General features: G+C 45.6%; 10 protein-coding genes. All 10 read right to left on the reverse strand.

The window, feature by feature from the left end:
* Positions 1 to 161: site-2 protease family protein (locus tag AB1466_01100; protein MEW6188700.1), on the reverse strand; the 161-nt coding region annotated here is incomplete at its 3' end.
* Between the two features lie 147 nt (positions 162 to 308).
* Positions 309 to 1,466 carry a 1-deoxy-D-xylulose-5-phosphate reductoisomerase gene (locus AB1466_01105; GenBank protein MEW6188701.1) on the reverse strand — a complete coding sequence of 386 codons (1,158 nt, stop codon included), beginning with the start codon at positions 1,464 to 1,466 and terminating at the stop codon, positions 309 to 311.
* A gap of 83 nt (positions 1,467 to 1,549) precedes the next feature.
* On the reverse strand, positions 1,550 to 2,362 hold the full coding sequence (locus tag AB1466_01110) for a phosphatidate cytidylyltransferase (GenBank protein ID MEW6188702.1): 813 nt from the start codon (positions 2,360 to 2,362) through the stop codon (positions 1,550 to 1,552).
* A gap of 104 nt (positions 2,363 to 2,466) precedes the next feature.
* Positions 2,467 to 3,192, reverse strand: a complete 726-nt coding sequence (locus tag AB1466_01115; protein ID MEW6188703.1) for an isoprenyl transferase — start codon at positions 3,190 to 3,192, stop codon at positions 2,467 to 2,469.
* A gap of 128 nt (positions 3,193 to 3,320) precedes the next feature.
* Positions 3,321 to 3,842 carry a ribosome recycling factor gene (frr, locus tag AB1466_01120; protein ID MEW6188704.1) on the reverse strand — a complete coding sequence of 174 codons (522 nt, stop codon included), beginning with the start codon at positions 3,840 to 3,842 and terminating at the stop codon, positions 3,321 to 3,323.
* 40 nt (positions 3,843 to 3,882) lie between these two features.
* A complete protein-coding gene (pyrH, locus tag AB1466_01125) occupies positions 3,883 to 4,629 on the reverse strand; it encodes a UMP kinase (GenBank protein ID MEW6188705.1) in 747 nt (248 codons plus the stop codon).
* 26 nt (positions 4,630 to 4,655) lie between these two features.
* A complete protein-coding gene (tsf, locus tag AB1466_01130; protein ID MEW6188706.1) occupies positions 4,656 to 5,255 on the reverse strand; it encodes a translation elongation factor Ts in 600 nt (199 codons plus the stop codon).
* Between the two features lie 26 nt (positions 5,256 to 5,281).
* Positions 5,282 to 6,019: a 30S ribosomal protein S2 gene (gene rpsB, locus AB1466_01135; GenBank protein ID MEW6188707.1), complete on the reverse strand. Its 738-nt coding sequence runs from the start codon at positions 6,017 to 6,019 to the stop codon at positions 5,282 to 5,284.
* Between the two features lie 184 nt (positions 6,020 to 6,203).
* Positions 6,204 to 6,998, reverse strand: coding sequence for an RNA polymerase sigma factor WhiG (whiG, locus tag AB1466_01140; protein ID MEW6188708.1), 795 nt, complete (start codon positions 6,996 to 6,998; stop codon positions 6,204 to 6,206).
* Positions 6,999 to 7,030: 32 nt separating this feature from the next.
* Positions 7,031 to 7,996 (reverse strand): site-specific tyrosine recombinase/integron integrase, encoded by a 966-nt coding sequence (gene xerA / locus AB1466_01145; GenBank protein MEW6188709.1) that lies wholly within the window; start codon positions 7,994 to 7,996, stop codon positions 7,031 to 7,033.
* Positions 7,997 to 8,204 lie beyond the last annotated feature (208 nt).

The raw sequence follows: 8,204 nt of genomic DNA on the forward strand, positions 1-8,204 counted from the left end.
TCTCCCACATTAAAGGAAAATATCTTGGGACCGGGAAGACCGAACATGAATTCATATACCTTTATCCCAGCGAGTTTAGCTGCTAAAAAATGTCCTAACTCGTGGACAAAGACGAGGAGATTTAAACCCAAAATGGCGATGACCAAACTGATTACACCCATAAAGCTTTACCTCGCATAAAACTCTATATGAAACCCTAGATGAAAAACTAAAAGCAAAAACTATTTCTAACCCCTTAATTTTGAATTTTTCTTTATCGTTTTACATTTTTCGTTTTTAATTTTAAATTTGCAATTTGCCAGCCAAGTTTAAGCGAGCTCATGTATAATCGATTTGGCCCTTTGACGGGCCCAGTTTTCTGCCTCTTTAAGCACACCTATGCTTCTTACCTCCAGGGGGATGTGAGAATCAAGCACCTCCCTTATCACGTGTGGAATGGCGGGGAAAGAAATTTTTCTATTTAAGAAAGCATTTACAGCCTCTTCGTTGACTGCATTTAGAACGGCGGGAAATGTTTTACCTTCCTTACCAGCTTCTAAAGCATATTTTAAGCATGGGAAATTGATAATATCCGGTTTTTCGAAGGTGAGCTCCTTTATTTCAGAGAAATCTAAACTGGGGAGAGGTGAGGAAAGCCTCTCCGGATGGGAAAGGGCGTATTGGATGGGGATGCGCATATCCGTCTGCCCCAGATGGGCTTTTATCGAACCATCCTTGAACTCCACCATGGAGTGGATGATGCTTTGTGGGTGAATTACTACCTCAATTGCGTCGTAATCGATCCCAAATAGGAAATGTGCCTCGATGGTCTCCAATCCTTTATTCATGAGGGTGGCCGAATCTATGGAAATTTTGGGTCCCATTTTCCATCTGGGATGAGCCAACGCTTCTTCGACGGTGACATCTTTAAGATTCTCCAATTTGCATCCTCTGAAGGGTCCCCCCGAGCCCGTGAGGATTATTCTCACTACATCCTTTAGATTTTCCCCCTGTAAGCATTGGAAAATGGCATTATGCTCACTGTCTATGGGGATGATTTGGGCTCCGCTCCTTGCGGCCAATTTGGTGACGATTTCTCCCCCAACCACCATTGATTCCTTGTTCGCCAGAGCCAGAGTTTTCCCAGCTTTCAGTGCAGAAATGGTGGGATCGAGACCGATGGAACCCACCAATGCGTTGACCACTAGATCACCCTCGGGCATGACTGCCAACTCCTGAATCCCACATGTTCCAACTAGAATCTCTATCTTACGCTCGATGCGTGCACGCAGATTTTCCGCTGCCCTTTCATTTGATATGGCAACGGCAATTGGGTTCAATTCCCTGATTTGCTCCTCTAGAAGTCCGATATTTTTATGGGCTGATAATCCAACCACCTTAAAGGCATTTCTATTTCTTTTGATCACATCAATGGTCTGGCGCCCTATCGATCCCGTCGATCCCAGTATAACTATCCTTTTCACCATCTCACCGCCAATTATTCAAAGTTCGATAGGAGTCCTTAAAAATTTTTACTCGTGAACTGGCTTTGGAAAATGGCAGCCGGCATCTACAGTAATTTCAACAAATAGTAAGCCACTGGTGCGGTGAATAGTAGGCTATCCAATCTGTCCAAAATTCCTCCATGTCCTGGAATGATCGAGCCTGTATCCTTGACTCCTGCCACCCTTTTGAGACTCGATTCGAATAAGTCGCCAAGGACCGCGGCAATTCCAATGATCAGCCCCATCAAAATCCGCTTTGCTAAAGATAGGGGGATGAATGCCATGAGACCTAAAGCAGCGGAGCTTGCAAGCAACCCCAGGATGGTCCCCTCCCAGGTTTTTTGAGGACTTATCTTTGGAGTCAGTTTCCTCTTCCCCATTAATCTTCCTCCTCCAAAGGCAATCGTATCATAAACCCAAGTGGCCACGAAAACGAGCAACACGGAGAGGGACCCCCGGTTTATGGAGGGTTCTAAAAGACTAAATCTTTCAAGTCCTGTGCCAAGACCATGAATGAGAATCAAATGAGCGAGTAAAAATCCGACATATAAACTCCCGAAGATTGTGAGGGCCATATCGTAAATGGTGAGTTTTTTTGCTTTTAGTAATCCTCTTATCAATACTAAAATTATTAAGAGAACCAGAGCTATTCCTATACCAGCCTGGCCCTTTATTAACGCGGCGATGGGAAAGCAGGCTCCACCGAGCATGCCCACGCCAGTATCTGGCTGTGAGTTTCCAAATGGTAAAGAGTAGAATTCACGCAAACCCAATAGTACCATGGCCAATACCAAAATGAAGAAAGGGACTCTACCCAGAAATAAAAAGCCGAGAAGAATCATCCCATAAATAATCGCACTCAAAACTCTCTGCTTCAACGTGGCTTCTCCTTTTTCAAGAGGAACTTCCATTCTTTTGTTGAACTTTAGAGCTCCGATGTTGCAAGCTGAGCTACCGAGCTCCTGAGCCTCAAAGCTTTTTATCAGTCGGTTTCAAGTCCACCGAAGCGCCTTTTTCGCCTCTGGAATTCATAAATCGCTTGCAAAAAATCTTTTCTTGTAAAATCGGGCCAGAGGATGGGGGTTACCCACAACTCGGTGTAAGCTATCTGCCACAGGAGAAAATTGCTCACCCGAAGCTCACCGCTCGTTCTTATCAACAGCTCAGGGTCGGGGATGTCGGCGGTGTATAAATGATCCCTTAAGGTCTCCTCCGTGATGGAGTCCGCATCCATATTCCCGCTTTTAACAACTTGGGCTATTTGCCGCACCGCATCCATAATCTCCGTCCTTCCTCCATAATTCAGGGCTACGTTCAAGACAAGACCTTCGTTATTTTTCGTTAGCTCCATCGCCTCTTTGAAACATCTTTGAGTGGATTCTGGAAATTCATGGAGATGTCCAATGACCTTAAGCTTTACATTGTTCTTATGAAGTTCGTTCACTTCCTTTCGTAGCATTTCTTCGAAGAGGCCTATGAGACCCTCTATTTCTTCCTTGGGACGCTGCCAGTTCTCCTTTGAAAAGGTATATAATGTTAGACACTTTATTCCTATTTCTGGAGCGGTGCGTACTACCTCTCGGATGGCATTTGCACCAGCTCTATGACCAGCCAAGCGCGGCAAGCCCCTCTTGGTTGCCCATCGGCCATTGCCATCCATGATTATGGCCACGTGGGCAGGAACCCTTTGGGGATCGATTCGTTTCAAAAAAAAGTCCTCGCGAGACCTCTGATAGGACTGACGAAGACTTCTACATAAATTCCTCAATTTATCAAGCACTTAATTTCCTTCTTAATCGATTTCTACCAGCAATGAACCGTGAACCGTGAACTAATTTACAGTCCCATTATCTCTTCTTCTTTGTGTTTCAGCATTTCATCGATTTCAGAGACGTATTTATCGGTGATCTTTTGGAGCTTCTCTTTGGCCCTTTCGAACTCATCCTCCGAAATTTCCCCGTCTTTCTTTAGATCCTCCAGAGCTTCCTTGGCATCTCTTCTAACATTTCGGATGGCGATGCGCCCCTCCTCAGCCATTTTTCTTACCACGCGGACCAGTTCCTTACGCCTCTCTTCAGTCAAGGGAGGAAACGGTAGGCGAATTACATTTCCATCGCTTGAAGGGGTGAGACCCAAATCCGACTTGAGGATGGCTTTTTCGATATTTCCTATGGAACTTTTGTCCCAAGGTTGGATGACTATCAGCTGGGGCTCCGGCACCATGACCGTCGCCAGCTGATTTAGGGGGGTTTTTGTTCCATAGTAATCCACCATGACTCTATCCAGAAGTGAGGCTGAAGCTCTCCCAGTTCGGACACCCGTGAACTCACCACCTGTGGCGGCTATGGCTTTTTTCATTCTCCTCTCCGCTTCTGCGAGGATTTCGGGGATCGTTTTACTAATCACCCTTATACCCTCCTTGGGATTTTTCCTGAACAATGGTCCCAATTTTTTCTCCCTCCAAAACCTTCTTGATATTTCCCGGCTGTGCTAAATTAAAGATGATGATGGGGAGATTATTGTCCATACATAGGGAAATGGCTGTGGCATCCATGACCCTTAAACCCTTATTGAGGACATCAATGTAACTGAGTTCGGGGAACTTTTTTGCCTTGGGGTTAATCTTGGGATCCGAATCATAAACCCCATCAACCTTGGTGGCTTTGAGTATGGCTTCTGCTCCAATTTCCACTGCTCTAAGAGCAGCGGCGGTATCCGTGCTGAAGTAGGGATTTCCCGTACCCGCTGCGAAAATAACCACTCTGCCCTTCTCAAGATGACGGATGGCTCGGCGTCTAATATAGGGTTCGGCTACCTGATGCATGCTTATGGCCGTCTGGACTCGGGTAACAACTCCCTCTTTCTCTAGGGCATCCTGGAGAGCCAGGGAATTCATGACGGTGGCAAGCATGCCAATGTAATCGGCCGTTGCCCTATCCACACCCGCTGCACTAGCGGCTATTCCACGGAAAATATTTCCCCCACCTACAACTATGGCAATTTCCACGCCTTCGTCGCTAAGCTCTCTCACCTGTTTGGCGATGGAGGCCATGACCTTAGGATCGATTCCATATTGCAGTGAATTGGTCAGAGCCTCCCCGCTTAGTTTAAGCAAAATGCGCTTGTATTTAAACTTTTTCCCCACGCTAACCTCCCGTTTGGCTTTTTACCTTAATTTTGAGAGATAGTTTCACCCAATGCAAAACGGATGAAACGTCTAATCACGATATTTTCCCCGATCTTTGTTACCAAATCTGCTAGGAGGTCTTCGATGGTGATATCGGGATTTTTAATGAAGGGTTGCTCAAGGAGACAGGTGCTTTCGAAAAATTTTTCCAACTTTCCCTGCACAATTCGGTCTATGACTTTATCGGGCTTATCTTTTATTTGAGCGTGATATATTTCCTTCTCCTTTTTAATCAATTTTGAGGGAACTTGATCACGGGAGATGTAACTTGGATTGGTTGCAGCAATGTGCATAGCGATGTCGTGAGCAAATTTTCTAAATTCTTCATTTTTCGCCACAAAATCGGTTTCGCAGTTAATCTCGACCAGAACTCCAATTTTGCCCGCGTGTATGTAGGCATCTATCAATCCTTCCTTGGCGGTTCTTTCCGCTCTTTTTTTGAGATCGGCGAGACCCTTTTTTCGAAGAATCTGGGTAGCCGTTTCAATATCTCCTTTCGCCTCTATCAATGCCTTTTTGCAATCCATCATGCCTGCTCCAGTTAGTTCCCTTAACTGTTTTATCTTAAGAGTAGAAACGGACATATATCAAACCTCCCTGAAGTGGAATATTATGCACTTTCAGCCGTCTGTTGTGCTTCGGCTTCTTTCTCCTCCACCATTACTTGGCTGGCTTTCCCCTCCAGTACCGCGTCGGCTATGATCTTTGTGATTAAATTTATGGCTCGGATTGCATCATCATTCCCCGGAATGACGAAATCAATCTCATCTGGATCGCAATTGGTATCCACGATGGCCACAATGGGAATCTCCAATCTTCTCGCCTCTTTAATGGGGATTCTCTCCTTCTTCGGATCTACTATGTACACCGCTCCGGGTAGTTTACTCATTCCTCTAATTCCTTCGAGATTCCGCAATAACTTGGCGTATTCTTTTTCGAGTTTTAAAACTTCCTTTTTGGATAGGAGGTCCAAGAGATTCCGGGACTTCATTTCCTCGAGTTCCTCCAATCTTTCCAGCCGCTTTCGTATGGTCTCAAAATTGGTGAGCGTTCCGCCCAACCATCTATAGTTAACGTGGGGCATGCCACACCTTGTGGCTTCCTCTTTTACCCCTTCCTGAGCCTGTTTTTTGGTTCCCACAAAGAGAACGAGCTCTCCCCGGCTGACTATGTCTCTAACAAAGTCATAGGCGATTTCAATAAGCTCGAGGGTTTGTTGCAGATCCAAGATGTAAATACCATTTCGTTCGGTGAAAATATAGGGCTTCATCTTGGGATTCCATCTGCGAGTCTGATGACCAAAATGCACCCCTGCCTCCAATAACTGCTTCATCGAAACAACTGCCATATTGCACCTCCTTTCCCCTTGCCTGCCATCGTTGCCCGTGCAAGCTGGCAGGTGTAGTTTTCCCTCCGTCCACTTCTTCCCTCCTTCCACCCAGTGCAGGGCACCTGAAAGAAGGTCCATGGACGTGTGTATTTGGAACAGTGTAGCATAATACCACAATGCAGACAACTTTTTAAATGTTCCTCTATTCCCCTGAGAGCAGCGATTTTATATCCTTAAGCCTTGCTCTCAGGCGGAGAATTGCCTTCGTATGAAGTTGCGAAACTCGAGATTCCGTTACCCCCAAGATTTCCCCGATCTCTTTAAGGGTCAAACCTCGATAATAGTATAGGGCGATTACAATCTTCTCTCTTTGGGGTAATCTATCAATGGCTTTGGCTAAAATGTCTCTTAGCTCGGATAATTCAAAGATCATTGAAGGATCCTTCACCCTGGTATCTTCCAGGGTATTGATCAGGCTCACTCTATCATTCTTATCCGAACTGATCGTCCACAACTCTTCTAAAGCCACGGGCGTCGTGTAACTGAGTTGGTTCAAGAGCTCATGCAATTCTTCGATGGACATCTTAAGAGCCTCTGCAACTTCCTCATCGGTGGGTACTCGCTTGAATTTGTTCTCCAATTCTGCATAGACCCTCTCTAGTTCCTTGGCTTTATGTCTGACCGAGCGAGGAACCCAATCCAGCGATCTGAGTTCGTCGATGATAGCTCCCTTGATTCGAGAGATGGCATAGGTTTCAAATTTAATATCCCTGCTGGGATCAAATTTATCTATGGCATCGATGAGACCAAAGATTCCGTAACTTACGAGATCGGCAGTATCCACATTTTGGGGCAAACTGGCGGCAATTCTACCGGCTATATATTTTACAAGAGGCGAATAATGGAGGATGAGTTTTTCTCTAGCGGACTTTGATTTCGCGGCTTTATATTCTTTCCAAAGCTTTTCTATCTCAGATTTGCTATCGGACTTCTCCACCAGAAGTCTCCCTCTGCAGTCGAACCCCAACCTCAACCCCGATTAATGGCTCTCGGGTGGGTTCTCATATATGTCTCCTTAAGGCTCTTCCTGCTGAGATGAGTATAAACTTGAGTGGATGATAAATCAACATGTCCCAGGAGTTCCTGGACTGTTCTTAAATCAGCTCCGGCTTCCAGGAGATGTGTGGCAAAGGTGTGTCTAAGGACGTGGGGGCTTACGGACAAGCTCATGCCCATCTGTCTCATATATTTATTGAGTATCCTTCGCACCGAAACTGTCGAAAGCCTATTCCCTCTACTGCTCAAAAATAGGGCTTTCCCTGCCTGCCTTGCCGGCAGGCGGGCCTGCTGATAGGCACGGTCCCTCTGTGCACGGGTGCAACGGGCGAGCTCCTTGTATCCTTTAGCAAGGTATTCTGCGATGGCATCAAGGGCTATCTTGTGGATGGGCACGATCCTCTCTTTGCTACCTTTACCCCAAACCTTGATCTCCTGGCGAGCGAAATTCACAGCATCGATATTCATCCCAACGAGCTCGCTCACCCTGATACCCGTTGCATAGAGGGTCTCTAAAATTGCTTTATCCCTTTGACCTAAGGTGGAATGATCAGGGGTGCAGAGAAGCTCTTTCACCACATCGATCCTCAACACCTTGGGAAGTTTCTTTTCCAACTTGGGGGAAGAAAGTAGAGCAGCTGGGTTCGTGTTTAAGTATCCCTCTCGTTGCAAATATTTGAAGAATGAGCGAATGGATGCCAGTTTCCTAGCGATCGTTGTCCGGTTGTAGTTCAATGTGTGAAGGTAGGCGAGGTAGCGCCTTAAAATTATATGATCGACTGAATTCCACATTTTACTGGCTCTTTGCAGGTAATTCAAGAATTGCTTTATATCCCTCATGTAGGCCCTTAAGGTGTGGGGGGACATATTTCGCTCCGCCGAGAGGTATCTTAGGAACTCTTGCAGTTTATCGTCCTCTTTTTCCGCAATTTTTTCCATCTTCTCCACCCATTGGCAACTTCATTTAAATGCATATGCCCTGGACATAATTCCAGAAGCTAAGTTTGCAACTTAAGTCCTAAATCCTAAATTCGAAATCCCAAATCCCAAACAAATCCAAAATTAAAATTTTTGAAATCCTAAACCCTATTTCATTTATGTTTTGAACTTTGGATTCCTTCGACTTTGCTCAGGAGATGTTTGCTCA

Source organism: Actinomycetota bacterium (assembly GCA_040755895.1).
Taxonomy (GTDB): Bacteria; Actinomycetota; Aquicultoria; order Subteraquimicrobiales; family Subteraquimicrobiaceae; genus Subteraquimicrobium.